Annotated in this window: 21 protein-coding genes and 2 pseudogenes; 12 read left to right on the forward strand and 11 right to left on the reverse strand. The window is 71.7% G+C overall.

Translation table 11 applies throughout. The annotated features are described in order from the left end of the window. Positions 1-1,047 (reverse strand): ABC transporter substrate-binding protein, encoded by a 1,047-nt coding sequence (locus AB5L52_RS28100; protein ID WP_369366903.1) that lies wholly within the window; start codon positions 1,045-1,047, stop codon positions 1-3. 258 nt (positions 1,048-1,305) lie between these two features. On the opposite strand from AB5L52_RS28100, the gene AB5L52_RS28105 reads away from it, so the two are divergent. Beyond that, complete coding sequence (locus AB5L52_RS28105) at positions 1,306-2,469, forward strand: polyprenyl synthetase family protein (protein WP_369366905.1); 1,164 nt, start codon at positions 1,306-1,308, stop codon at positions 2,467-2,469. 139 nt (positions 2,470-2,608) lie between these two features. On the opposite strand, the pseudogene AB5L52_RS28110 reads toward AB5L52_RS28105, so the two are convergent. Beyond that, positions 2,609-2,710 (reverse strand): annotated as a pseudogene (locus AB5L52_RS28110) (esterase); the annotation flags it as partial. 38 nt (positions 2,711-2,748) lie between these two features. Next, positions 2,749-2,835, reverse strand: a pseudogene (locus AB5L52_RS28115) (SAM-dependent methyltransferase); the annotation flags it as partial. 50 nt (positions 2,836-2,885) lie between these two features. Between AB5L52_RS28115 and AB5L52_RS28120 the strand changes: the two are divergent. Then, complete coding sequence (locus AB5L52_RS28120) at positions 2,886-3,002, forward strand: hypothetical protein (protein ID WP_369368984.1); 117 nt, start codon at positions 2,886-2,888, stop codon at positions 3,000-3,002. A 268-nt stretch (positions 3,003-3,270) separates the two neighbouring features. Here the strand turns inward: AB5L52_RS28120 and AB5L52_RS28125 are convergent, their stop codons facing one another. The 5 genes from AB5L52_RS28125 to AB5L52_RS28145 all read right to left on the reverse strand — a co-directional run bounded on the left by AB5L52_RS28125 (position 3,271) and on the right by AB5L52_RS28145 (position 9,597). After that, entirely contained in the window at positions 3,271-3,687 is a 417-nt protein-coding gene (locus tag AB5L52_RS28125; protein WP_351031025.1) for a hypothetical protein, read from the reverse strand. Positions 3,688-3,852: 165 nt separating this feature from the next. Then, positions 3,853-5,013: an acyl-CoA dehydrogenase family protein gene (locus AB5L52_RS28130; protein WP_351031028.1), complete on the reverse strand. Its 1,161-nt coding sequence runs from the start codon at positions 5,011-5,013 to the stop codon at positions 3,853-3,855. Positions 5,014-5,018: 5 nt separating this feature from the next. Further along, positions 5,019-5,963 (reverse strand): hydroxymethylglutaryl-CoA lyase, encoded by a 945-nt coding sequence (locus AB5L52_RS28135; protein ID WP_369366907.1) that lies wholly within the window; start codon positions 5,961-5,963, stop codon positions 5,019-5,021. Then, on the reverse strand, positions 5,960-7,969 hold the full coding sequence (locus AB5L52_RS28140; RefSeq protein WP_369366909.1) for a biotin carboxylase N-terminal domain-containing protein: 2,010 nt from the start codon (positions 7,967-7,969) through the stop codon (positions 5,960-5,962). The genes AB5L52_RS28135 and AB5L52_RS28140 overlap by 4 nt, the downstream gene beginning before the upstream one ends. A gap of 11 nt (positions 7,970-7,980) precedes the next feature. After that, a complete protein-coding gene (locus AB5L52_RS28145) occupies positions 7,981-9,597 on the reverse strand; it encodes a carboxyl transferase domain-containing protein (protein ID WP_369366911.1) in 1,617 nt (538 codons plus the stop codon). Positions 9,598-9,704: 107 nt separating this feature from the next. Between AB5L52_RS28145 and AB5L52_RS28150 the strand changes: the two genes are divergently transcribed. The 4 genes from AB5L52_RS28150 to AB5L52_RS28165 all read left to right on the forward strand — a co-directional run bounded on the left by AB5L52_RS28150 (position 9,705) and on the right by AB5L52_RS28165 (position 13,022). Further along, entirely contained in the window at positions 9,705-10,304 is a 600-nt protein-coding gene (locus AB5L52_RS28150) for a TetR/AcrR family transcriptional regulator (protein ID WP_351031038.1), read from the forward strand. 103 nt (positions 10,305-10,407) lie between these two features. Continuing rightward, a complete protein-coding gene (locus AB5L52_RS28155; protein WP_351031041.1) occupies positions 10,408-11,565 on the forward strand; it encodes an acyl-CoA dehydrogenase family protein in 1,158 nt (385 codons plus the stop codon). Between the two features lie 35 nt (positions 11,566-11,600). Beyond that, positions 11,601-12,470, forward strand: coding sequence for an acyl-CoA thioesterase II (gene tesB / locus AB5L52_RS28160; protein ID WP_351031043.1), 870 nt, complete (start codon positions 11,601-11,603; stop codon positions 12,468-12,470). 258 nt (positions 12,471-12,728) lie between these two features. Further along, complete coding sequence (locus AB5L52_RS28165) at positions 12,729-13,022, forward strand: hypothetical protein (protein ID WP_369366914.1); 294 nt, start codon at positions 12,729-12,731, stop codon at positions 13,020-13,022. Positions 13,023-13,100: 78 nt separating this feature from the next. On the opposite strand, the gene AB5L52_RS28170 is transcribed toward AB5L52_RS28165, so the two are convergent. Then, complete coding sequence (locus AB5L52_RS28170) at positions 13,101-13,889, reverse strand: phosphatase (protein ID WP_351031049.1); 789 nt, start codon at positions 13,887-13,889, stop codon at positions 13,101-13,103. Positions 13,890-13,963: 74 nt separating this feature from the next. Continuing rightward, entirely contained in the window at positions 13,964-15,943 is a 1,980-nt protein-coding gene (locus AB5L52_RS28175) for a PucR family transcriptional regulator ligand-binding domain-containing protein (protein WP_369366916.1), read from the reverse strand. A 134-nt stretch (positions 15,944-16,077) separates the two neighbouring features. On the opposite strand from AB5L52_RS28175, the gene AB5L52_RS28180 reads away from it, so the two are divergent. The 3 genes from AB5L52_RS28180 to AB5L52_RS28190 are packed head-to-tail and all read left to right on the forward strand — an operon-like array spanning position 16,078 to position 20,257. Further along, entirely contained in the window at positions 16,078-17,538 is a 1,461-nt protein-coding gene (locus AB5L52_RS28180; RefSeq protein WP_369366918.1) for a sodium:solute symporter, read from the forward strand. Between the two features lie 56 nt (positions 17,539-17,594). Then, positions 17,595-18,566, forward strand: a complete 972-nt coding sequence (gene speB, locus AB5L52_RS28185) for an agmatinase (protein ID WP_351031056.1) — start codon at positions 17,595-17,597, stop codon at positions 18,564-18,566. 5 nt (positions 18,567-18,571) lie between these two features. After that, positions 18,572-20,257, forward strand: coding sequence for a thiamine pyrophosphate-binding protein (locus AB5L52_RS28190; protein WP_369366920.1), 1,686 nt, complete (start codon positions 18,572-18,574; stop codon positions 20,255-20,257). A 36-nt stretch (positions 20,258-20,293) separates the two neighbouring features. On the opposite strand, the gene AB5L52_RS28195 is transcribed toward AB5L52_RS28190, so the two are convergent. After that, positions 20,294-22,555, reverse strand: a complete 2,262-nt coding sequence (locus AB5L52_RS28195) for an ArnT family glycosyltransferase (protein WP_369366922.1) — start codon at positions 22,553-22,555, stop codon at positions 20,294-20,296. A gap of 255 nt (positions 22,556-22,810) precedes the next feature. On the opposite strand from AB5L52_RS28195, the gene AB5L52_RS28200 reads away from it, so the two are divergent. The 3 genes from AB5L52_RS28200 (at position 22,811) to AB5L52_RS28210 (ending at position 25,585) form a co-directional block, all read left to right on the forward strand. Beyond that, positions 22,811-23,359: a hypothetical protein gene (locus tag AB5L52_RS28200; protein WP_351031061.1), complete on the forward strand. Its 549-nt coding sequence runs from the start codon at positions 22,811-22,813 to the stop codon at positions 23,357-23,359. 189 nt (positions 23,360-23,548) lie between these two features. Then, positions 23,549-24,472 (forward strand): serine hydrolase, encoded by a 924-nt coding sequence (locus tag AB5L52_RS28205; RefSeq protein WP_369366925.1) that lies wholly within the window; start codon positions 23,549-23,551, stop codon positions 24,470-24,472. Positions 24,473-24,556: 84 nt separating this feature from the next. Beyond that, positions 24,557-25,585: an esterase-like activity of phytase family protein gene (locus AB5L52_RS28210; protein WP_369366928.1), complete on the forward strand. Its 1,029-nt coding sequence runs from the start codon at positions 24,557-24,559 to the stop codon at positions 25,583-25,585. Positions 25,586-25,639 lie beyond the last annotated feature (54 nt).

The following is a 25,639-nucleotide window of genomic DNA, read 5'->3' on the forward strand; positions in this document are numbered from 1 at the left end:
TCAGCCGACCTTCTTGGCCTTCTCCAGGGCCTCCGCCAGATTCGTCAGCAGCGGCACGCACTTGTCGTACGACAGGATCGGCTCGGGGGAGCGGGGGATGACCTGACCGGCCCTCACCGCGGGCAGCTTCTTCCAGGTCGGCTTGGCGATGCCGGCGGGCTGGAGAGCCGAGGACCGGTCGTCCATCATGATGATGTCGGCCTGGTACTTGTCGACGTTCTCCCAGCTCAGCGACTCGAACCAGCCGCCGCCCTGCTTCTTCGCGCTCTCCGGGGGCTCCACGAAGTTCACCCCGAGGGCCTTGAAGTACTCCAGGTCGACGGAGAGGTTGGTGCCGGAGACGTAGAAGAGCTGGTCGCTCGCGCTGCCGGCCATCACCTTGATGTCCGGCTTGGCCTTGGCGGCGGCGCGCAGCCGGGCCGCCGCGGCCTCGAAGCGCTTCTTCGCGTCCGTCACCTTGGCGGCCTTCATGTCGCCGCCGAGCGACTCGGCGAGGTCCCACATCCGCTGCAGCGGCTCGGTGAGCTGACGGTCGTAGGCGGAGATGCCGACGCTGGGCGCGAGCTGCGCGATCTTCTTCTTCGACTCCTCGGGGACGTACCAGAGCGTCCCGGCGCCGTCGAACATCGTGGTGATCAGCACGTCCGGCGCGAGGGAGGCGTACTTCTCGATGTTGAACTGGCCCCAGGTGTTGCCGAGGATCGTCACCTTGCTGATGTCCATGTCACCGGCCTGGACATCGGGCTTGCCTGCGCTGGTCCTCGTCGGTCCGAAGACGCCCTTCACCTGGACGCCGTAGTCGAAGAGGGCCGCGCCGACGCCGGTGAAGGCGACGATGTTCGCCGGGACCTTGTCGAGCTTCACGGCCGTACCGCGGTCGTCCTTGAAGGACCACGGGCCGGACTTGGCGGCCTTCGCCCCGCTGCCCGAGCCACTGCCTTTGCCCTTGTCGTCCCCGCAGGCGGCGAGCGCGGCACCGAGTCCGACGGCGCCGCCCGCGGCGAGGAGGCCGCGGCGAGTGAGGTGGGTGGCACGGGCTTGGGACATGGGTATGACTGCTTTCGAACGGGGGCGGGTGCCCGCCGGACAGGTTCGAAAGTAGGTTAGCCTAACCTCACTCGGCGTCCAGGGTCGGGGGCGGCCCCGGGCGTCCGGCGCCACGGGGGCGGAATCGGCCATTCGCCTCGCTCGCGCCTCTCAACCCCCCTTCTCCGCCTGGCTGTTGTGATCACGCGCGGTTATGTTGATCCGCGCGCTGACCGCTGCTTGAAGACGATCGAGCACGGGGAAGGAGTGACCGCGACGGTGGCTGGAGACGTGAGCGCGGTGGAGGGTGTCGTCCGTGCGGACGCCGCGCTGCTGGAGGAGGATCTGGCCCGGTTCCTCGGGGCGCTGACCGGCCGGCCGCCCGGCGCCGCGGGATACGGCTCGGCCTACGCCGCCGCGCTCGACCGCGCGCTGCACCTGCCGGCCGCCGACGCCCTCGGCTCCAAGGCGGGCCAGGAGGCGCTGCGGCCGCGGCCCGGGGCGCCGGGGGGCGGGGCTCCGCTGCGGCCCTCGATGGTGTACTGGGCGTACCGCAACTACCGGGGCTTCGGGGACATCTCCGAGGCGACCGTGGCCTCCGCGGGAGGCGATGCCGGTGACGGTTCCCTCGCCGCCGTGCGCCGGGCCGCCGTGGCCGTGCGGGTTCTGCTGAAGGCCGCGGTCGTGGTCGACGACATCCAGGACGGCAGCGCCGTCCGCTACGGCGAACCCGCGCTGCACCTCACCCACGGCGTCCCGCTCGCCCTCAACACCGGCTCCTGGCTGATCACGGCCGCACTGGCGCACGCGGCCGACCCGGCCGTCACCCAGAGCCTGCTCACGGCGGTGACGAACGGCTTCACCGGCCAGGCCGTCGACCTCGCGACCCGCTCCGACCGCACCCGCGCCGAGCTGACCGGGGCCCCACACGCGGAGCGGATCGGCTTCTGGGAGTCGATGGCCGCGCTCAAGACGGGCACGCTGTTCCGGATGCCGTTGGACGCGGCGCTCGCCGCCCTCCGCGTGGTCGCCGACGAGCGCGCCGCCCTGGAGGAGGCGATGCGCCAACTCGGGCTCGCCAGCCAGCTGTTCAACGACGTCACCGACTTCGTACCGGAACTCGGCGGCGCCAACACCCACGAGGACTTCGACGCGCTGAGCAACCGCGTCCTGCTGGAACTCCTCGACTCCGCACCGCCCGACACCCGCCACGCCCCGTCCGGCGAACGGCTGCGCGCTCACGCCCTCGGCCACCCGGACCTCGACCGCACGCTGCTCGCCCTCGCGGCCGAGGCGGTGGAACGCAAGCGCGCCGCGAAGGAGGCCGTGCACCGTGTGTGCCGCTCACCATCGAGCGCCGCCTACTTCGACCTCACCATCGAGCGCAAGGGCCACCTCGTCGACCGGCTCCACGACACCCTCCGGCAGCGGAACGGCGTATGACAGCGACGGCCACAGGTGCCCGTGGGGGACGTGGGTGGCCGAGAGTTGAGGAACAGGAACAGCGGCCGGTCCCGGTACTTGTTCGCGAGGGTCAGGGCGTGGTCGACCTGGTGGCGCGTGGAGTCCGCCTCGGGGAGCAGAACTCGGGCCGCCAGTGGTCTTCGTGGAACATGTCGGGCAGCACTGACCCGAGTGGGCTCTCCCGCGAGAAGTACGTCACGCCGCCGACGCACACGGTGCGGGCGGGGGATTTCGCTTTTCCGCAGTCGGCTGGGCCGCTCATCTCGGTCGTCGGCCGACCGCCAGGAGATGTGAACTCGCCGCCAGCAGCTCGGGGTACGGCTCGGCCAGACGAGCGGCAGCCACGTGTCCCTCGCTACTGCGCGCTCGCCTGCGTCGGCGAGGCGACCAGAAAGCTGCGACTCGGCGACGGCTGCACGCCGCCCGTCCGTGTTGCCGTGGCGCGGAAGCTCGCCCGCTGCGTCAAAGCCCTGTGCGACCACTACGAGAACCTGCGCGCCGAGCAGCCATGAGTCCTCGCCCTGGTGCCGGCGCGGACGTCCGGCTGACGCACCCTCATGGCGACCTCAGGGGCAGGGTCGCACCCCTCGAACGCCCTTCCCGTCGTGTCGAGCAGGACGTGGCGAGTGAGCCGGTCCTCGCGGTGATGCTCCGCCCCATCCGCTGACCGGCGCCCGCGGCAGGCATGGAGGGAGCGGCGGAGAGCGATGCGCGGCGTCGGACTTCAAGGCATCAGCGCGTCTTGAATGCCGACGCCGCGCGGCGTCTCAGTGCACGGTCTCAGCTCACCTTGATGGTGGCCGTCCATGGCGCGATGGCGCGGGGGCACTTGTGCCCGGGGTCGGGGTGGCACTGACGCACGGCGGAGACGGTGCTGGTGCCCGGGTTTTGCGCGTGCAGGACCGCGTATGAGTCACCGGCCGCTTTCGTGCCGCCGACAGTCCGCGTCAGGACGTGGGCGTCGCCGGCGCTCGGCATGCTCCATGTGTACGTCAAGCCCTGGTCGCGGGTGGCCTTCAGGCGGATCACGGTGTCGTCACCGACCGACCGGGCCACGATGTGGCCGTTGTCGGATTCGGTGAGGACGTGAGGGTCGGGCGGAGCGGAGTGCGGTGCGGCGGAAGCGGCTGTGGTGACCAGCGTGGCCGTCACCGCCAGTCCCAACGTCAGTCCGGTCGCATACTTCGCGGCTTTCACGGTTACCTCCAGGCAGATGACGGACGCGCTGATCAACGTCCCGCACACCCGTCACGCAATGCCCGGCCGCGAGAGAACCACCTGATTCGCCCAGCAGCGTCAGAAGGGGCCAGGGGGCGTCGTTGGACCGACTCGTCCGACGACGCCCCCGTACCCCTGGCTCACCTAGCTCACCAGCCCCAGCTCCCGCGCGATCAGCATCCGCTGGACCTCGCTCGTGCCCTCGCCGATCTCCAGGATCTTGGAGTCGCGCCACATGCGGGCCACCGGGTACTCGTTCATGAAGCCGTAGCCGCCGTGGATCTGGGTGGCGTCGCGGGCGTTGTCCACGGCGACCGTCGAGGAGTACAGCTTGGCCAGGGCCGCCTCCTTCTTGAAGGGCTCGTCCGCCACCAGGCGGCTCGCCGCGTCGCGCCAGGCCAGGCGGGCCGTGTGGGCCTTCATCTCCATGTCGGCGATCTTGAACTGGATGGCCTGGTTGGCGCCGATGGGGCGACCGAAGGCGTGGCGCTCCTTCGCGTACTTCACCGACTCGTCGACGCAGCCCTGCGCCAGGCCCGTCGCGAGCGCCGCGATGGCGATGCGGCCCTCGTCGAGGATGCGCAGGAACTGGGCGTAGCCCCGGCCCTCCTCGCCGAGCAGATTCGCCGCCGGCACCCGGACGTCGGCGAACGACAGCTCGCGGGTGTCGGAGGCGTTCCAGCCGACCTTCGAGTAGGGAGCCGCCACCGTGAAGCCGGGGGTGCCTGACGGGACGATGATCGCCGAGATCTCCGGCCTGCCGTCCGGCTTGCGGCCGGTCACGGCGGTGACGGTCACCAGTCCCGTGATGTCCGTACCGGAGTTGGTGATGAAGCACTTCGTGCCGTTGATCACCCATTCGTTCGTGTCCGGGTCCAGGCGGGCCGTCGTACGGGTCGCCCCCGCGTCGCTGCCGCCGTCCGGCTCGGTCAGGCCGAACGCGCCCAGGATCTCGCCCGTGCAGAGGCGGGGGAGCCACTCGCGCTTCTGCTCCTCCGTGCCGAAGAGGTGGAGGGGCATGGCGCCGAGGGAGACGCCCGCTTCGAGGGTGATCGCCACGGACGAGTCGACCCTCGCCAACTCCTCCAGGGCGATGCCGAGTGCCAGATAGTCGCCGCCCATGCCGCCGTACTCCTCCGGGAACGGCAGCCCGAACAGGCCCATGCGGCCCATCTCGCGGACGATCTCGTACGGGAACTCGTGCCGCTCGTAGAAGTCGCCGATCTTCGGCGCCACGACATCGTGCGCGAACTCCTCCACCGTACGGCGGAGTTCCTCCAGCTCGGGGCTGAGACGGTGGTCCATGCTGATCACTGGTCCTTGTGGGAGAGAGCGCGGAGGGTACGGGACGGGCTGGGCCGGTCCAGATGGGCGGCCATCCACACGCTGGTGGCGGTCAGACGGCCGAGGTCGACCCCGGTCTCGATGCCGAGGCCGTGCAGCATCCAGACGAGGTCCTCGGTGGCGAGGTTGCCGGTGGCGGACTTGGCGTACGGGCAGCCGCCGAGGCCGCCGGCGGAGGCGTCGACGGTGGTCACGCCGTGCTCCAGGGCCGCGTAGGTGTTCGCGAGCGCCTGGCCGTAGGTGTCGTGGAAGTGGACGCCGATCATGTTCGTCGGCACGCGCTCCTCGTTGAGGAGGGAGAGCAGTTCGAGTACGTGGCCCGGCGTTGCGACCCCGATGGTGTCGCCGAGGCTCAGCTCGTCGCAGCCCATGTCGCGCAGCGCCGTGCAGACGCGGGCCACCTGGTGGAGCGGGACCGCCCCCTCCCAGGGGTCGCCGAAGCACATGGACACATAGCCGCGTACGTGCGCGCCCGCGTCCTTCGCCTGCCGCACCACCGGCGCGAACACGGCCAGCGACTCGTCCACCGTGCGGTTGAGGTTGGCCTTCGCGAAGGACTCGGTGGCGCTGGCGAAGACGGCGACCCGGTCGGCGCCGAGCGCCAGCGCCCGGTCCAGGCCTCGCTGGTTGGGCACCAGCACCGGGAGTTCGACCCCCGGCAGGCCGCTGATCAACGGGAACAGCTGCTCGGCGTCGGCCAGTTGGGGCACCCACTTGGGGTGCACGAAACTCGTCGCCTCGATCGTCGTCAGGCCCGCGTCGGCGAGCCGGCGGATGAACTCCGCCTTGATCTCGGTCGGAACGGCCCGCTTCTCGTTCTGCAGCCCGTCGCGCGCGCCGACCTCGTGGATCCGCACCCGCGCGGGCAGGTCCGAGGCCGGTACGACCATGGGGAGACCCTCGGCAGTCACTCCGCCACCTCCTCTTCCTCGTGCGGTGCGATCACGGCGAGCACCTGGTCCATGGCGACCGTCGAACCCGGCGTCACGTCCAGTTCGGCGACCGTGCCGGCGTGCGGGGCGGAGATGACGTGCTCCATCTTCATCGCCTCCACCACCAGCAGGCTCTGCCCGGCGGCCACCTCGTCGCCTACGGCCACCTTGACCACGGTGACCGTGCCGGGCATGGGCGCGGTGAGGGAGTCGGCGCCCGCGTGGCCGGACCTGCCGAGGGACGCGGCCACCGGGTCGTGGTCCCGCACCTGCCAGGCGTCACCGTCCCGGCCGAGCCAGGTGCCGTCCGGTGTGGCCGTGAAGGTGTGGCAGACGCCGTCGAGCAGGAAGGAGAACCGGTGCTCGGCGCCCGGACGCGGGGGCATGACCCCGGCCCCCCGGAGTGGCTCGTCCGCCCCGGGCAGCAGCAGCTCCGTCCCGCCGTCCGCCGTGCCCCGTACGCGCACCGTCACCGGCTCGTGCCCCGGCACCCGCAGATGATGCGGTGTCCAGGCCCGCTCCCCGCCCAGCCGCCAGCCGTCGGCGGCGGCGAACGGGTCCGTCCAGCCGGAGCCGGCGGCGGGCGCGAGCGCGGTCTGCCGCAGCAGTGCCGCGGCCGCGTACACCTCGGCCGGCACCCCGTCCCCGACGAGCCCGTCCACCTCTCGCTCCACCAGCCCGGTGTCCAACTCGCCCGCCACGACCGCCGGATGCGCCAGCAGCCGCCGCAGGAAGCCCGCGTTGGTCGGCACGCCCAGCGTGACCGTCTCCGCGAGCGCCGCCCGCAGCCCCCGCAGCGCCGTCGCGCGGTCGGGGCCGTAGGCGATCACCTTGGACAGCATCGGGTCGTACCGGCTGCCGACCTCGGTGCCCTCGCTGAGCCCGGAGTCGGTGCGGACGCCGTCGCCCTGCGGCTCGTTCAGCAGCAGGACGGTGCCGCCGGAGGGGAGGAAGCCGCGCGTGGGGTCCTCGGCGCAGATCCGGGCCTCGATCGCGTGCCCGGTGAGCCGTACGTCGTCCTGGGCGAAGCCCAGTTTCTCCCCGGCCGCCACCCGCAGCTGCCACTCCACCAGGTCCAGGCCCGTGACGAGTTCGGTGACCGGGTGCTCCACCTGGAGGCGGGTGTTCATCTCCATGAAGAAGTACTGGGTGGGGTCGTTGCCCGGCACGATGAACTCCACCGTGCCCGCGCCGCGGTACCCGCAGGAGCGCGCCGCCTGCACGGCCGCCTCGCCCATCGCCGAGCGCGTCCGCTCGTCCAGCAGGACTGAGGGCGCCTCCTCGATGATCTTCTGGTGCCGCCGCTGCAGTGAGCACTCGCGCTCGCCGAGGTGCACGACGTTCCCGTGGCCGTCGGCCAGCACCTGGATCTCGATGTGCCGGGGCCGGTCGATCCACCGCTCCACCAGCAGGGTGTCGTCGCCGAAGGAGGCGCGGGCCTCGCGGCGGGCGGCCGCGATCTCCTCCTCCAGGGCCGTCAGGTCCCGCACCAGCCGCATGCCCTTGCCACCGCCGCCGGCGGACGGCTTCAGCAGCACGGGTGCGCCCAACTCGCGGGCCGCTTCGGCCAGTTCGGGGTCACGGCCGCCGGGGACCACCGGCACCCCGGCCGCCTTCACCGTCTCCTTGGCGCGGATCTTGTCGCCCATGAGCGCGATCGCGTCCGCCGGCGGGCCGATGAAGACCAGCCCCGCCTCCGCGCAGGCACGCGCGAAGCCCGCGTTCTCGGCGAGGAAGCCGTACCCCGGGTGCACGGCCTGTGCACCCGTGCGGGCGGCGGCCGCCAGCAGCCGCTCCACCGACAGATAGCTCTCGGCGGCCGGTGCCGGGCCGATCCGTACCGCCGTGTCGGCCTCCCGGACGTGCCGCGCGTCGGCGTCGGCGTCGGAGAAGACCGCCACCGAGCGCACGCCCAGCGAGCGGAGCGTACGGATGACGCGTACGGCGATCTCGCCCCGGTTGGCGACCAGCACTGTGTCGAACACGGTTCCCCTCCTCACATCCGGAAGACGCCGAACTGGGGGTCTCCCAGCGGCGCGTTGGCACAGGCCGTCAGCGCGAGGCCGAGCACCTGACGGGTCTCCAGCGGGTCGATGACCCCGTCGTCCCAAAGCCTGGCGGTGGCGTAGTAGGCGTTGCCCTGGCGCTCGTACTGCGCACGGATGGGCGCCTTGAAGGCCTCCTCGTCCTCGGCGGGCCACTGCTCGCCGCGCGCCTCCAGCTGGTCGCGCTTGACCGTGGCGAGGACGCTCGCGGCCTGTTCGCCGCCCATGACGGAGATCTTGGCGTTGGGCCACATCCACAGGAAGCGGGGGGAGTAGGCCCGGCCGCACATCGAGTAGTTGCCCGCGCCGTACGAGCCGCCGACGACGACGGTCAGCTTGGGCACGCGCGTGCACGCCACCGCCGTCACCATCTTGGCGCCGTGCTTGGCGATGCCGCCGGCCTCGTAGTCCTTGCCGACCATGAACCCGGAGATGTTCTGCAGGAACACCAGCGGGATGCCGCGCTGGTCGCACAGCTCGATGAAGTGGGCGCCCTTCTGGGCTGACTCGGAGAACAGGATGCCGTTGTTGGCGACGATCCCGACCGGGTGGCCGTGGATCCGGGCGAAGCCGGTGACGAGGGTCTGCCCGAACTCGCTCTTGAACTCGGCGAACCGCGAGCCGTCGACCACGCGCGCGATGATCTCGCGGACGTCGTAGGGGGTGCGGGAGTCGACCGGGACGGCGCCGTACAGCCCGTACGGGTCGGCCTTGGGCTCCGTGGCGGGCGCGACCTGCCAGGGGAGGGACTGCCGGGCCGGGAGCGTGGCGACGATGTTCCGCACGATCCTGAGCGCGTGCGCGTCGTCCTCGGCGAGGTGGTCGGTGACACCGGACACGCGCGAGTGGACCTCGCCGCCGCCCAGCTCCTCCGCCGTCACGACCTCGCCGGTGGCGGCCTTCACCAGGGGCGGGCCGCCGAGGAAGATCGTCCCCTGATTGCGGACGATCACGGCCTCGTCGCTCATGGCCGGGACGTACGCCCCGCCCGCCGTGCAGGACCCGAGCACGGCGGCGATCTGCGGGATGCCGGCCCCGGACATCCGGGCCTGGTTGTAGAAGATCCGCCCGAAGTGGTCCCGGTCGGGGAAGACCTCGTCCTGCATCGGCAGGAAGGCGCCGCCGGAGTCCACGAGATAGACGCACGGCAGCCGGTTGTCGAGGGCCACCTCCTGCGCGCGCAGGTGCTTCTTCACGGTCATCGGGTAGTACGTGCCGCCCTTGACGGTCGCGTCATTGGCGACGATCACGCACTCGCGCCCGCTGACCCGCCCGATCCCGGCGATCACCCCGGCGGCCGGGGCCTGCCCGTCGTACATCCCCTCGGCCGCGAGGGGGGCCAGCTCCAGGAACGGCGACCCGGGGTCGAGCAGCGTGTCCACCCGGTCCCTCGGCAGCAGCTTGCCCCGCGCGGTGTGCCGGGCCCGTGCCTTCTCGCCGCCGCCGAGGGCCGCCGCGGCCAGCTTGCCGCGCAGCTCCCCGACCAGCGCGAGATGCGCCTGTTCATTGGCCCGCCAGGCCTCCGACGCGGGATCTGCCGCGCTCGTCAGCTCCGGTGCCTCCTGCATTCTGCGGTCCCCTCACCCGGTGATCGAACCTGTGATCCGCTGTTAATGAGCGTTAACCATTTCCTTCAGGTTAACGACCGCTAACCTCGCTGTCTAGAATTGCCTGCATGGTCACCAGAACCGACGCCCCGACCCGCCGCGAGCAGATCCTGAAGGAGGCCGCCCGGCTCTTCGCCGAGCGCGGCTTCCACGGCGTGGGCGTCGACGAGATAGGCGCCGCGGTGGGGATCAGCGGCCCCGGTCTCTACCGGCACTTCCCGGGCAAGGACGCGATGCTCGCCGAGCTGCTGGTCGGCATCAGCGGCCAGCTGCTGACGGGGGCGAAGCGGCGCCTCGCGGAGGCGGACGGCCAGACCGGTGCCTCGTCCGTGCTGGACTCCCTCATCGAGGGGCACATCGACTTCGCCCTGGACGACCGTCCCCTGATCACCCTGCACGACCGCGAGCTGGACCGCCTGCGCGACAGCGACCGCAAGCTGGTGCGCCAGCTCCAGCGGCAGTACGTCGAGCTGTGGGTGGAGGTGGTCCGCGAGGTCTACCCGGCCCTCTCCGAGCCCTCGGCCCGCTCGGCCGTCCACTCGGTCTTCGGCCTGCTGAACTCCACCCCGCACCTGGGCCGCGCGGGCACCCTGCCGGGCCGGGGCGCCACGGCGGCGCTGCTGCACCGCATGGCGCGGGGGGCGTTCGAGGCGGCGGGCGAGGAGTGACCTGCGTCTCTGGACGCATTCCGTACTCGCCGGTACGGTTGGCTCTGAGCAAGCGCTTAGACATGCCGATGTCGCCGATGTCCCGAGGTACGTGGAGGTAGCCGTGCGCCGTACGGTGTTCAACGAGGATCACGAGGCGTTCCGGGAGACCCTGCGCGCCTTCATCGAGGCCGAGGTCGTCCCGGTCTACGACGAGTGGTTCGCCGCCGGCCAGGCGCCGCGCGACTTCTACTACAAGCTCGGTGAGCTGGGCATCTTCGGCATCAACGTCCCCGAGGAGTTCGGCGGCGCGGGCCTGGACAGCCACAAGTTCGAGGCCGTCCTCTACGAGGAGACCGCCCGCGCGGGCGTCCAGTTCGGCGGCTCCGGCGTGCATGTGCTGCTCGCCCTGCCGTACCTCAAGATGCTCGCCACCGACGAGCAGAAGAAGCGCTTCCTGCCGAAGTTCGTCACCGGCGAGGAGATGTGGGCCATCGCGATGACGGAGCCGGGCACCGGTTCCGACCTCGCGGGCATGAAGTCCACCGCCAAGCTCTCCGAGGACGGCACGCACTACGTCCTCAACGGCGCCAAGACCTTCATCACCGGCGGCGTCCACGCCGACCGCGTGATCGTGTGCGCCCGCACCTCCGCGCCCACCGCCGAGGACCGCCGCCACGGCATCTCCCTGTTCGCCGTGGACACCAAGTCCGAGGGCTACTCCGTCGGCCGCAAGCTGGACAAGCTCGGCCTGAAGACCTCCGACACCGCCGAGCTGGCGTTCGTCGACGTCAAGGTGCCCGTCGAGGACCTGCTCGGCGAGGAGAACAAGGGCTTCTACTACCTCGGCCACAACCTCGCCTCCGAGCGCTGGGGCATCGCCTTCGGTGCCTACGCGCAGGCCAAGGCCGCCGTCCGGTTCGCCAAGCAGTACGTCCAGGAGCGCACCGTCTTCGGCAAGCCGGTCGCCCACTTCCAGAACACCAAGTTCGAGCTGGCCGCCTGCCAGGCCGAGGTCGACGCCGCCGAGGCCGTCGCCGACCGCGCGACCGAGGCCCTGGACGCCGGCGAGCTGACCCCCGCCGAGGCCGCCTCCGCGAAGCTGTTCTGCACCGAGGTCGCCCACCGCGTCATCGACCGCTGCCTGCAACTGCACGGCGGCTACGGCTACATGAACGAGTACCCGATCGCCCGCCTCTACGCGGACAACCGCGTCAACCGCATCTACGGCGGCACCAGCGAGATCATGAAGTCGATCATCGCCAAGGACATGGGTCTGTAAGGTCTCCGCAATCACTGGCCGGTACAACTGACGCCATGAGCCAGGCACTTCAGGATCTCCTCGATCTGCTCGACCTGGAGCAGATCGAGGAGAACATCTTCCGCGGCCCATCCCGCTCCGCCGTCGTCCCCCGGGTCTTCGGCGGGCAGGTCGCGGCACAGGCGCTGGTCGCCGCCGGGCGGACGGTCCCCGCCGACCGCCCCGCCCACTCCCTGCACGCGTACTTCCTGCGCCCCGGCGACCCCGGCGCGCCGATCGTCTACACCGTGGACCGCATCCGCGACGGCCGCTCCTTCACCACCCGCCGCGTGGTCGCCGTCCAGCACGGCAAGCCGATCTTCCATCTCTCGGCGTCCTTCCAGACGGCCGAGGACGGCCTCGAACACCAGGCCCCGATGCCGCCGTCGCCCGACCCGGCGACCCTGCCCACCTCGCAGGAGCGGCTGCGCGGCTACGACCACCTCGCCCCCGAGGTCGTCGAGAAGTTCCTCGAGGCCCGCGAGGCGATCGACCTCCGGTACGTGGAGGAGCCGCCGTACGGGCAGTTCGGCGAGCCGCGCGAGCCGCACTCACAGGTCTGGTTCCGCACCAACGGCAAGCTGGACGACGACCCGTTGCTGCATGTCGTCCTCGCCACCTACGTCTCCGACATGACCCTTCTCGACTCGATCCTGCTCGCGCACGGCCGCGGCGGCTGGGCCGTCGGAGACGTCGTCGGGGCCTCCCTGGACCACGCGATGTGGTTCCACCGGCCCTTCCGCGCCGACGAATGGCTGCTCTACGACCAGGAGTCCCCGTCCGCGCACGGCGGCCGCGGCCTCGGCCAGGCCCGGATCTACACCCAGGACGGGCAGCTCGCCATCACCGTCATCCAGGAGGGTGTGGTCCGCGTTCCGCGTGCCTGACTCGCCGAGATGCCGAGTGACACATGGGGCACTAATCTCTAAGAGTGAAAGCCGCAGCACACGGCGTAACCGGCCGATGGGTTTCCGGGCCCCCGGAACGGCAGACGTCGGCGGTGACAGCCGTGTGGTCAACCTTCTGCGGTGCCACCTGAAGAGCGCGCCGTGCCTTCCCCCTTCTGTGAGCACGGCGTCGGCCATCCATCCCGCGCGTCCCCAATGAACCAGCGAGGGATGATGGAAACGAAAGGGTAATTTCCCATGCGAGCACAGCGCATCAGGCGTTATGTCGTGATGTCCGCGGCAGGCTTCCTGCTGGCGGGCGGAGCCGCCATCGGCGCGGCGGGCACCGCCTCGGCAGCACCTGCCCACGACCACCATGGCCGTCATCACTGTCGTCATCACCACAGCCACCACCACTGCCATGACCACGGTCGCGGCGGCCACGACGACAACGGCCGTGGTGACAACGGCAAGGGCGACGACAACGGCAAGGGCAACGACAACGGCAAGGGCAACGACAACGGCAAGGGCGGCGACAACGGCGGTCGCTGATCCGGCGCCGGCAGCGCCCACACTGTGCGGCTCCGCGACGCGGGGCCGCACGTGCCGTTCGGGCGCCGGCCCGGCCGCTCAGGAAAGTCCGGCCGCCGCCAGCAGATACGCCGTCATCGGGTCGTAGTAACGGGGGCTGGGCACATGGTCGTCCAGCGGTACGACGACCTGGACCGTGCCCTCGGACTCGGCGAGGAACAGCGCCGGGTCGTTGCAGTCGGCGTACCCGACGGAATCGACGCCGCGCTGCCCCGCGTACCCGGCCCATCCGTGGTCGGCGACGACGAGGTCCGGCAGCGGCCGTCCCTCCCGCTCAAGTCCCGTCAGAATGGCCCGCATCGGCTCCCCGGAGTGGGTGTGCCACAGCGTCGCCCCGTGCTCCAGCACCGCCACGTCCGCGAACTGCATGACATAACCCTCGTCCGTCTGCAGCCCGTCCGGGATGACGACGATCTCGCAGCCCGCGGTGCGCAGCGCGGCGGCCGTGGCCCGGTGCACGTCCAGCAGACCGCCCGGGTGCCCGGTCGCGAACAGCACCCGCTGCTGCCCCTCGGCCGCCTTGCGCAGCCGTGCCGCCATCCGCTCCAGCGCGGCCACGGTCAGCTCGGGGTCGATGGTGTCCTGCCCGTACCGGTACCCCGGGTCGTCGCTGACCCCCACCCGCTCGGCCATCACCGCGAGCACGTCCTGCTCGTCCGTCCAGCGGTCGCCCAGCTCCAGGCCGAGCCAGAAATTACGGACACCGTTGGCGAGCTGGCGGTAGTGGGAGAGGTTGTTCTCGCGGGGCGTGGCGACGTCCCCCGCGATACGGGTCCTCACCAGATGGTCGACGAGCTGAGCGCGGCTGGGCGTCCCGGATATCGGCATGCCCCCCATTGTGAGGCAGCCCGCGGCGACCGTCCCGGGCATATCGCCCGCTGGGACGGGGCTCACGCGCCCCGTCAGCCGTGGCGCAGGGCGAACCACAGCTCCATGCGTACGTCCGGATCGTCCAGGTCGGTGGCCAACAGGGCGGCGCAGCGGGCGATGCGCTGGCGGACGGTGTTGCGGTGTACGTCCAGCGCCACCGCCGTACGGTCCCAACTGCCGTGCAGGGCGAGCCAGTTGCGCAGGGTGTCGATGAGTTCGGGGCGGTCGGCGAGCGGGGCGAGCAGGGCGTGGGCGTGGGCCTCGGCGTCCGCGCGGGGCACCAGGTCCGTGAGGCCCGGGCGGGCACCGTGCCGGATCAGCGCGGTGCGGGTGGCGCGGGCGCGGGCCAGGGCGCGGGCCGCCTGGGCGTCGGCGGTCGGCCACTCGCGCGGCTGCACGGCGGCGCTCACCCCGAGCGTCCAGCCGGGCTGTGGCTCCGGTACCCGCCCGCCCGGCACCAGCACCCGTACGACGTCCCGCCCGAGGTCGACCAGCGGCGAGCCCAGCGCGGCGCCGAGCGCCGAGGCGGCGACCGCGTCCGGGACCTGCGCCTCGGGCCGGGCGTGTACGACGACCCAGGCCTCCGCGCCGAGCAGCGGAGCGACTTCCTCGGGCACCGAGCCGAGCAGCAGCCGCACCAGCGCCGAGGACCGCGCGGCCCCGGCCCCGCTGTGATGCTCCCCGGTCAGCAGCGACAGCAGCACACAGGCCACGGAGGCGATGGTGTGGTCGCCGGGCTCGCGCCGCGCGGTGGCGACCCCGAGCACGAATCCCTCACCGGAGCCGAGGGCGTAGGCGGCGAGGTGGGTGGAGCCGACGGTGGCGGTGGCGGAGGCGGGGAGCGGCCGCGCGGGGGAGGATCCGGCCGGGGTGGCGGCGGGGCGGCTGGTGGCCGGGGGTACGACCTGGCGCGCGCTCGCCGGGACGGTGCTGCCGCCGGCGGCGATGGCCGGCGCCGGGGCGGGGCGGGGTGCGGGGGAGTGGTCGTCGGTCAGGTGTGAGCGGTTCGGGGGCGTGGGTGAGTCCTCGGCCGTGTTCGTGCCGGTCCGGCCCGCCGTGCGCCCGCTTGCGGCGTTGGTCGGCGGAGCGGCCCGGGGTGTGGGGGAGTGGTCGTCGGCTGGGTGTGAGCGGTCCGGGGTCGTGGGGGAGTTCTCGGCGGTGTCCGTGTCGGTTCCGCCTGCTGTGCGTCGGCTCGCGGCGATGGCTGGCGCCGGGGCGGGCCGGGGTGTGGGGGAGTGGTCGTCGGTCGGGTGTGAGGGGTCCGGGGCCGTGGGTGAGTTCTCGGCGGTGTCCGTGCCGGTCCCGCCAGCCGTGCGCCCGCCCGCGGCGATGGCCGGTGCCCCGGGGGCGGGCGCGCCGGTGGGGCGTACCACCGCGGTGAGGTCGGTCAGTGCGGCGCGGACCTCTTCGGACGGCTCCCGGCCCGCGCCGGCGAGGGCCGTGCCGTCGGGGCCGAAGAGCACCGCGTGGCCGGAGAGGTGCTGGGCGAGGCGCCGCAGCACCGACGGCACCGGGTCCGGGCGGGCGGCCGCGGAGGCGAGGCTCTGCTGCGCCTCCGTGACGCGCCGCAGCTCGGCCAGGCGGGCCTGAGCCATCAGCTGCCACACCGCGCGGGCCACACCGGAGAACGTCGTCTGGGGCGGGACCTCCAGGAGCGGGAGGCCATGGCGCTCGCAGGCCGCCACCAGCGCGCGCGGCACCGTGTCGTGCACCGGGGCCAACCCGAAGCCGAGCGCCGCACCGCCCGCCGCGACGATCCGCGAGACGTAGTCGTCGAAGTACGTGCCGGAGCCCGCCGCCTCCGGGACGTGCACCCCGGCCGTCAGCAGCAGCTCGCCGCCCAGCAGATACGGGTACGGGTCGGCCATCTCCGAGGTGTGCGCCCAGTGGATCACGGTCCCCCGGTCCGCCGGGCCCGCGATCTGGCGCAGGGCGAGATCCTCTCGGGCCAGCAGCGCCGAGAGCGGTACGGGTGGGGTCGGTGGGACTGCTGGGGCGGTCGTCTCCGGCATGGTGTGCGTTTCCTCCACTCCACCCCGTTCATATGGATGAAACGTACACTTCGCAGTCGCTTTCCGGCCACCTAGTGTCGATGCACGTCACCCGCCGGCGACCCCCAGTGCGACTTCGAGTGAAGGAGGGCCTCATGGCCGTCGACTACACCGTGATCGTCGTCTATCTCGCCGGGATGCTGGCCATGGGCTGGTGGGGCATGCGCCGCGCCAGGTCGAAGAGCGAGTTCCTGGTGGCCGGGCGCCGCCTCGGGCCCGCCATGTACTCCGGCACCATGGCGGCGATCGTCCTCGGCGGCGCGTCCACCATCGGCGGGGTGGGACTGGGGTACCGGTACGGCCTCTCCGGCGCCTGGATGGTCTTCACCATCGGGCTCGGGCTGCTCGCCCTGTCGGTCCTCTTCTCGGCCCGGATCGCCCGGCTGAAGGTCTACACCGTCTCCGAGATGCTGGACCTGCGCTACGGCGGCCGCGCCGGCGTCGTCTCCGGCATCGTCATGTGGGCGTACACCCTGATGCTCGCCGTCACCTCCACCATCGCCTACGCCACGATCTTCGACGTCCTCTTCGACATGAACCGGACGCTCGCGATCGTCCTCGGCGGCTCGATCGTCGTCGCCTACTCCACCCTGGGCGGCATGTGGTCGATCACCCTGACCGACATGGTGCAGTTCGTGGTGAAGACGATCGGCGTGCTGCTCCTGCTCCTGCCGATCGCGGTCGTCAAGGCCGGCGGCTTCTCCGAGATGAAGGCCAAGCTGCCGACCTCGTACTTCGACCCACTGGGCATCGGCGGCGAGACGATCTTCACCTACGTCCTGATCTACACGTTCGGCATGCTGATCGGGCAGGACATTTGGCAGCGCGTGTTCACCGCCCGCAGCGACCGGACCGCCAGGTGGGGCGGCACGGTCGCCGGAACCTACTGCCTCGCCTACGCCCTCGCCGGCGCGGTGATCGGCACGGCCGCCAAGGTGCTCTACCCCAGGCTCGGCAGCCCCGACGACGCCTTCGCCACCATCGTCAAGGCCGAACTCCCCGTCGGCGTGCGCGGCCTGGTGCTGGCCGCCGCCCTCGCCGCCGTGATGTCCACCTCCTCCGGCGCCCTGATCGCCTGCGCCACGGTCGCCAACAACGACATCTGGTCGCGGCTGCGGGGCATCGCCAAGAAGCCCTCCGAGGATCATGACGAGGTCGCCGGCAACCGCGCCTTCGTCCTGATCATGGGCGTCGCGGTGATCGGCACGGCGATCGCCCTGAACAACGTGGTCGAGGCGCTGACCGTGGCGTACAACCTGCTCGTCGGCGGCCTGCTCGTGCCCATCCTGGGCGGCCTGCTGTGGAAGCGCGGCACCGCCCAGGGCGCGCTCGCGTCGGTGCTCGTCGGCGGCCTCGCAGTGATCGGCCTGATGGCCGGCTACGGCATCCTCGCGGGCGAGCCCGTCTACTACGGCCTGCTCGCCTCCCTCGCCGCCTACGTCGCCGTCTCCCTGGCGACCAGGCCCACCGACGAGACCGTGCTCGCCACCTGGCGCGAACGCCTCGCCGGCCGCACCCCCGAACTCGCGTCCGAACCGGCCCCGGCTCACCAGTAGAGTCGTAGGGAAAGCAGTGCATGCGCGACGAAGCGCAAGAAAGAAGGCATTTCATCATGAGCAGCAACGAGACGCCCCGCGGTCCCGTCGACTCCTCCCGCATCCCGCGGTACGCCGGCCCCGCGACCTTCGCCCGGCTGCCCCGCCTCGACGAGGTCGGCACCGCCGACGTCGCCGTCGTGGGCGTGCCGTTCGACTCCGGCGTCTCGTACCGGCCGGGCGCCCGCTTCGGCGGCAACGCCATCCGCGAGGCGTCCCGGCTGCTGCGCCCGTACAACCCGGCGCAGGACGCCTCCCCGTTCGCCCTCGCCCAGGTCGCGGACGGCGGCGACATCGCCGTGAACCCGTTCAACATCAACGAGGCCGTCGAGACGATCGAGGCCGCGGCCGACGAGCTGCTCGGCACCGGCGCCCGGCTGATGACCCTGGGCGGTGACCACACCATCGCGCTGCCGCTGCTGCGGAGCGTCGCGAAGAAGCACGGCCCGGTGGCCCTGCTGCACTTCGACGCCCACCTGGACACCTGGGACACCTACTTCGGCGCCGAGTACACCCACGGCACCCCGTTCCGCCGCGCGGTGGAGGAGGGCATCCTCGACACCTCGGCACTGTCCCACGTGGGCACCCGCGGCCCGCTGTACGGCAAGCAGGACCTGACCGACGACGAGAAGATGGGCTTCGGCATCGTCACCTCCGCGGACATCTACCGCCGCGGCGCCGACGAGGTCGCCGACCAGCTGCGCCAGCGCATCGGCGACCGCCCGCTGTACATCTCCATCGACATCGACTGCCTCGACCCGGCCCACGCGCCCGGCACGGGCACGCCCGAGGCGGGCGGCATGACCTCGCGCGAGCTGCTGGAGATCCTGCGCGGCCTGGCCTCCTGCAACCTGGTCTCGGCGGACGTCGTCGAGGTGGCGCCGGCGTACGACCACGCCGAGATCACCTCGGTCGCGGCCTCGCACACGGCCTACGAGCTGACCACCATCATGAGCCGCCAGATCGCGGCGGCCCGGAAGGACGCGTAAGCGCAGTGACTCACGACCACGACCTGGTACTCCGCCCGACACAGGCGCAGATCACCGCGGCCCTGAACCCTCCCCCGGGGCGGGGCGGCGGAGACCTGGTCGTGGAGACCCTGGCCGGGCTGGGCGCGACGACCGTCTTCGGTCTGCCCGGCCAGCACGCGCTGGGCATGTTCGACGCCCTGCGCCGGTCGTCCCTGCGGTACGTCGGCCTGCGGGTGGAGAACAACGCGGGCTTCGCGGCGGACGCGTACGGCCGGATCACCGGCGAGGCCGCGCCACTGCTGCTGTCGACGGGCCCGGGGGCCCTGACGTCACTGGCCGCGCTCCAGGAGGCGGCCGCGGCCTCCGCACCCGTGCTGGCGATCAGCAGCCAGATCCCGACGGCGGGCCTGGGCGGCGGCCGCCACGGCTATCTGCACGAACTCCCCGACCAGTCGGCCTCGTTCCGGGGCGTGGTCAAGTCCGTGCACACGGTCCGCACGCAGTCGCAGATCCCGTCCGCGATCGCCGAAGCCTGGAAGTCGGCGCTGACGGCCCCGCACGGCCCGGTGTGGGTGGAGATCCCGCAGGACGTGCTCCTCGCGAAGACCGCGCTGCCGGTGGTGACGGCGCCGGACGCGACCCCGGAGGATCTGGTCCCGCGCCCCGAACTGACCGCGGTGGCGGCCGAATTGCTGTCGTGTGCGGCCCGCCCGGCGATCATCGCGGGCGGCGGCGTCGTACGAGCGGACGCCTCGGGCAAGCTGCGTCAGCTGGCCGAGAAGCTGGACGCTCCGGTCGTGACGACCTTCGGCGGCAAGGGCGCCTTCCCCTGGGAGCACCCGCTGTCGCTCCGGTCCTGGCTGGAGGACCGGCATACGACGGACTTCCTGGAGGACGCGGACGTCCTCCTGGTCGTCGGCTCGGGCCTCGGTGAACTCTCCTCCAACTACCACACGTTCAAGCCCCGCGGCCGGGTGATCCAGATCGAGGCCGACCTCGGAAAGCTGGAGTCCAACCACCCGGCGCTCGGCATCCACGCGGACGCCCGCCTCGCGCTCCAGGCCCTGCTGGAGACGGTGGAGGAGCGCAACGACGCGTCGGCGCCGGAGCGGGTCCGGGAGCTGCTGACCAAGGTCGCTTCCCGTATCGAGGCCCAGGAACTCACCCTGGAACAGGACGTGTTGGCGGCGGTCCGGCGCGCCCTGCCCGCCGACTCCCCGTCCTTCTGGGACATGACGATCCTGGCGTACTGGGCCTGGTCGGCCTTCGATCCCCGGGGCGCCAACACCATGCACTCCGCACAGGGCGCCGGCGGCCTCGGCTACGGCTTCCCGGCGGCGCTGGGCGCGGCGGTGGCTGACGCCAGCTGCCCGGTCCTGGCGGTCTCCGGCGACGGCGGCGCGCTGTACTCCATCGCCGAGCTGGCGACGGCCAAGCAGTACGACCTGCCGGTCACCTGGCTGATCGTCGACGACGGCGGCTACGGCATCCTCCGCGAGTACATGACGGACGCCTTCGGCCGGGCGACGGCGACGGAACTGACGCGCCCGGACTATGTGGCGCTGGCGGAGTCCTTCGGCGTGCCCGGGGTCCGTACGACCCCCGAGACCCTGGAGGAGGACCTGGCGAAGGCACTGGCGACGCCGGGCCCTTCGGTGGTCGTACTCCCGGCGCTGCTGCGCATGTTCGCGCCGACGCACCTCGGCTGACGGTCGCGGCGCCGCCCCGAGGGTGCCGAGGCGGGTTCAGCTCACGTCCGACGGGTCCAGTCGGTAGAGCGTGGACTGGCTGGCGGAGGAGGAAGAGGAGGACTTCGAGCTCGAAGAGCTTGCGGTCTTGCCGTACGCGCTCTCCTTCACCGCCGTGCCGTGCTTCTTCACCCAGTTCGACACCTCGGTGCTGAGGCTGTTGCCGCCGCCGGGGCCGCCGCCCATGCCACCGCCGCCGATCTGGACGTAGTGCAGCTCGCCCTTCTTCACGAGTTCCTCCAGCTTGGCGACGGTCATCGCCTGGTCGGTGCCGGTGAAGCCCCACATGGAGATGACCGGCATCCTGGCGCTCAGCTCGATCTGGGCCGCGCTCTGCGAGTGGGAGACCGCGAGCAGCCAGGTGGCGCCGTCCCGGTGCTTCTTCAGGTACGCGATCAGCTCGCTGTTCGCACCGCCCATGCCACCGCCCATGCCGCCAGGGCCGCCACCGGCCATGCCCGCGCCGGTACGACCGCCCGTGCGGTCGCCCTCGCCGCCGGAAGTCGTACCGCCCGGTGCCGTACCACCCAACGCGCCCTGCCCGCCGGGCAGTTCACCGTTCTGCGCACCACCCGGAAAGCTGCCGGCCTGCTGTCCGCCGCCCGGCATCTCCCCGCCGGGCGCACCACCGGGCGCACCACCGGCCGCCCCGCCCGGCATGCCGTTCGCCGATCCGCCCGGCACCGTACCGCCGCCCGGGAAGCCGCTCCGGCCGCTGCCGAAGCCGCCCCGGCCGCCGCCTCCGCCGGGGCCGCCGAAGCCGCCTCCCGTGGAGGGGCCGGCCGTCGGGTTCACGCCGCTCATGCCGCCGCCCGAACCGGACGGCACCGACCAGGCGTACGCCGCCGGGCCCGCGACCGCGGCGACGACCGCCGCCGCCACGGAGGCCGCGAACAGCCGTACGTGGTTGCCGGAGCGGAAGACGAACAGGCCGGTGATCGCCGCCGCCATGACCACACCGACGGCCGGCCACAGCCAGGTGTGCCAGCCGGAGGCCCGGCGGAGGAGCACGACGGCCCAGATCGCCGTGCCGGCGAGGCCGACCGGCAGCACCCACACCCAGCGCTTGTCGGCGCGGAACGCGCGCAGCAGCAGGACGCCGCCGCCTCCGCACAGCGCCGCGATGCCGGGCGCGAGGGCGGTGGTGTAGTACGGGTGCATCGTGCCCTCGGCGGTCGCGAAGGTGACGTAGTGCAGGACCGTCCAGCCGCCCCAGAGGATGAGGGCGGCCCGGGTGAGGTCGGTGCGCGGGGCACGGCCGCACAGGATCAGGCCGGCGACGAGCGCGACGGCCGCGAACGGGATCAGCCAGGAGATCTGGCCGCCGAGGATGTCGTTGAACATCCGGCCGAGCCCCGCGGAGCCGGAGAAGCCGCCGCCCCCGCCTCCGCCGCCGTTGCCCTCGCCGCCGAAGATCCGGCCGAGGCCGTTGTAGCCCATGATCAGGTTCCAGGCGGTGCCGTCCGTCGAACCGCCGATGTACGGCCGCTCGGAGGCGGGCACGAGGGACACGGCGACGGCCCACCAGAAGCCGGCGACCGCCAGGACCACGCCGGCGATCAGCAGGTTCACGATCCGCCGCACGAGCTTCGGCCCTGCCGCGAGCAGATGGACGGCGAAGACGGCGGGCAGCGCGATGTAGCCCGCCAGCATCTTGGTGTTGAAGGCGAGGCCGAAGCACACCGCCGAGCCGAGCAGCGGCAGCAGCGTGCCTTTGCGCGTGGCGCGCAGGGCGAGCGCCGCGCCGCCGACCATCAGCAGGACGAGGATCGTGTCGGGGTTGTTGTCCCGGTTGATGGCGACCGTGATCGGGGTCAGCGCGAGGACGAGCGCGGCCACGGCGGCTGCCGCGTGCCCGAACGTCCGCTTCACGGAGGAGTGCAGGATCCAGATCGCGCCGAGCCCGGCCGCTACCTCGGGCAGCATCATCTGCCAGGTCCCGAAGCCGAAGATCCGGCACGACAGGCTCATGACCATGTCGGCGAACGGCGGTTTGTCGACCGTCAGGAAGTTCCCGGCGTCGAGCGACCCGAAGAACCAGGCCTTCCAGTTCTGCGTGCCGCTGTAGATGGCCGCGCTGTAGAAGCTGTTGAGGCTGTTGCCCGACAGGTTCCAGCAGTACAGCACCGCCGCCAGGAGCATGATCGCGATCAGCGCGGGGGGCGACCAGCGTGGTGCCGGGCCCGGTGCCGCGGTCGCGGGGTGTGGGTCGGGGCTCACGGCTGTCGTGTGGGGGAGGGGATCGGTGGCAGATGTCACGGGCGCAGCCTGCACGGCGCGCGTAGGTGGCCGCTGTGGCGAAGCTGGCGCTCGGCTGTGAAGAGCCAAAGGGTGCCGTAGGTATTCGCCGGCGGATCCGTGGATTTCACTGCAGTAATAGCGACAAATCGTTGTGGGGCTGGGCGGCGGTGCCGTTCGGTGGTACGGGGAGCACCCCCGCAACCAACCGAACGGAGACCAGAAATGGGAAAGCACCGCAGGCCGTCGCATTCGCCAACTGGACGGCGAGTGGGTATGGGCGTCGCCACCGTGACCCTCGGGCTCACCGGCCTCGGCCTCAGCGCGACCTCCGCGCAGGCGGCGACGAACGACGCCGTGGATCCCGCTGCCGGGCAGTTCGTCGAGGGGCCCGGCGCGCCTGACGCGGCCCACCCGGGTGCGAAGTTCGACGAGGGTCTCTACAAGACCTTCGCGGGGATGGACAATCAGTCGTTCAACACGGTCAGAAACGCGCTGATGAGCCAGAATCCGGACGACGAGTCGAATCCGGAGCTGCGGCAGCGGGAGCAGGAGCTGCAGCGAAGCTTCTACTCCAACGGCTGCACGGGAGTGCCCAGCTCATTCGTCTCGCAGCGGACCACGGACGCCTGCGCTCAGCACGACTTCCGTTACACCGTCGGTCCGAACGTCTACGGCGAACAGACCGAGGCAGGAAAGGCCGAACGGGCCGCTGCCGACGCGCAATTGGGAGAGAACATCGGCGGCTGGACGGGGGCGGGCGCCAAATTGCTCACCAATCAAGTGGGCGGATGGTTCTTCAAGAGCACGCCCACGGCCGGTTGACGCCACCGCTTCCGCGTGACAGTACCCTCGGGCCCCGGCCGGCCCGAGGGTACTCAGACGGCGAACTCCCTGTCCGTGGATCACTACAGAAAGCGAGACCCGGCGGCGCGCACAACTCCCCGCCCCTCCGGCGCGTCAAGCAGTCGGCGCAGGAATGCGCCCACGTGACGTTCCAAGAGGGGGACCTGTATGACCCACCGCATATCCCGGCGTGCCAAAGTGCTGGCGGCAGCCGTCGGCGCCGGGGCGCTCGTACCCGCCGTCATGGCCGCCACCCCGGCCGCCGCGGCCACGCCCGCCGTCAGTTGTACGTCGGGCAAGGCGGGGCTCGCCGCCAAGTTGCAGAAGGACATCACGGCCGTCCTCGCGGGCCGCCGGGGCACCGTCGCCCTCGGCGTGTACGACCGCGCCACCAGCACCACCTGCACGCTGCGCGCCACCAGCTCCTACGACTCGGCGAGCACCGTCAAGGTCACCGTGCTCGCGGCGCTGTTGTGGGACGCGAAGAAGGACAACCGCTATCTGACGGACACCGAGGCCTCGCTCGCCAAGGCCATGATCACTCAGTCGGACAACAACGCGACGACCAGGCTGTGGAAGCAGCTCGGCCTCGCCAAGATCAAGGGCTTCCTGGCCGCCGCCGGGATGACGAACACCGTGCCTGGCGCGAACGGTTACTGGGGCCTGACCCAGGAGAACGTCACCGACGAGCAGAGGCTGCTGGGGCTCATCACCGCCAAGAACGGCGTGCTGAGCGACAACTCCCGTGCCTACATCCTGAAGTTGATGGGCCAGGTCGTCCCGGCGCAGCGCTGGGGCACCCCGGCCGGCGCGCCGTCCACCGTCTCCGTGCACGTCAAGAACGGCTGGCTGCAGCGCGCGACGCACGGCTGGCGGGTGCACAGCCTCGGCACCTTCGACGGCGCCGGCCACGACTACACGATGTCCGTGCTCACGCAGGACAACAGCACCATGGACTACGGCGTCACCACCATCCAGAACGTCGCCAGGGTCATCCACAAGGACCTCGTACCGATCACCCCGTCGACCGCGGTCTACGTCCCGACGAACAGGCCGAGCGAGGCGTTCGTGGCGGTGCCCCCGCAGGGCTGACGCAGGGCTGAGGCGGGGCTGACGCAGGGCTCGCTTCACGAGGCGGCCTCCCGCAGGACACCCGCCCGTCCTACGGTGACGCGCATGCGCCTGAGAACCGTACTCGCCACCCTCACCGCCGGCCTGGCGGCGGCCGCCTCGCTGGCCGCCGCCGGGCCCGCCGACGCCAACTCCGCGAAGGGCCACGCCTGTTCGCCGTCGGTCTCGATCGATCGCTTCTCCGACGCGCTCGACAAGACGACGTACGACGGCACGTTCGTCGGCAACTTCTCGGCCCTCGCCGTGGACCGGGACGGCTCCCTGGCCGCGCTGGAGGACCGCTCCTCCCTCTTCCGCCTGGACCCGTGGACCCTCCGGCCGAGGTCCGCCGTCCACCTCGCCGACGAGAACGGCGCCGACCTGGACTCGGAGGGTCTGGCCATCGACCGGGACGGCACCCGGCTCATCACCTCCGAGACCGAGCCGTCCGTCCGCCGCTACTCGGCCGACGGCAGGATCCTCGACCGCCTCCCGGTCCCGCCCGCCCTCCTCGTCGCCCCGGCCGGCCGCGCCACCGCCAACCAGACCTTCGAGGGCCTGACCCTGCTGCCCGGCGGGCACACGCTCCTCGCGTCCATGGAGGAGCCCCTCTCGGGCGACGCCAAGGACCTCGTCCGCTTCCAGACCTGGACCCGCACTCGGGGCAACCACTTCCGGCTCGCCGACCAGTACGCCTACCGCATCGACGCCGGCCTCGGCGTCCCCGAGATCCAGGCCACCCCCGACGGCCGCCTCCTCGTCCTGGAACGCGGCTTCACCGCCGGCGTCGGCAACACCGTCCGCCTCTACCTCGCCGACCCCCGCCACGCCACGGACACCAGTACCGTCGAGAAGCTCACCGGTCAGCCGGACGTCCGCCTGATCAGGAAGACCCTCCTGACGGACATCGCCGCCTGCCCGTCCCTGGGCGCCACGGCGAAGCAGCCCCAGCCGAACCCCTTGCTGGACAACATCGAGGGGATGACGATCACCGGCCGTGACCGCACCGGCCGCCTGAAGGTGGTGCTGGTGAGCGACGACAACCAGAACCAGGCGCAGACGACGAGGTTCTCTTACTTGCGGGTACGGGTCTGACTCGCGCCCTCGTTCTGTTACGGAGGGATGAAATCCGCTCACGCGTGCGTTGGT

It is taken from the genome of Streptomyces sp. CG4 (assembly GCF_041080655.1).
Classification (GTDB): domain Bacteria; phylum Actinomycetota; class Actinomycetes; order Streptomycetales; family Streptomycetaceae; genus Streptomyces.